The sequence below is a fragment of the Bacillus sp. SIMBA_005 genome (genome assembly GCF_046535585.1).
Taxonomy (GTDB): domain Bacteria; phylum Bacillota; class Bacilli; order Bacillales; family Bacillaceae; genus Bacillus; species Bacillus pumilus.
In genome coordinates this window covers 1-265 of record NZ_JAWRWI010000543.1, presented here as the reverse complement: position 1 = coordinate 265, position 265 = coordinate 1, and the positions used below count along the sequence as shown (strand labels likewise).

Annotated in this window: 1 protein-coding gene; it reads left to right on the top strand. The window is 44.2% G+C overall.

The features are described 5' to 3' along the window. A partial coding sequence (locus tag SB660_RS21220; protein ID WP_410584365.1) for a beta-ketoacyl synthase N-terminal-like domain-containing protein occupies nucleotides 1-265 on the top strand: 265 nt, incomplete at both ends.

Here is a 265-nt window from a genome sequence, read left to right as displayed (position 1 = left end):
GAAGAGTTTGATCCGCTGTTCTTTAATATTTCTCCGTCTGAAGCGGAACTTATGGACCCGCAGCACCGGATATTTTTACAGGAAGGTTTTAAAGCCTTTGAAGATGCGGGTTACAGCTCAAAAGAATTAAACGGAAAAAATTGCGGCGTTTATTTGGGGATTATGAACAATGAATACGGAATGATGTTAAACAAACATCAGACAGGAGGAAGCGCGACGGGCAACAGTTTCAGCATCGCGGCGGCCCGCCTTCCTTATTATCTCA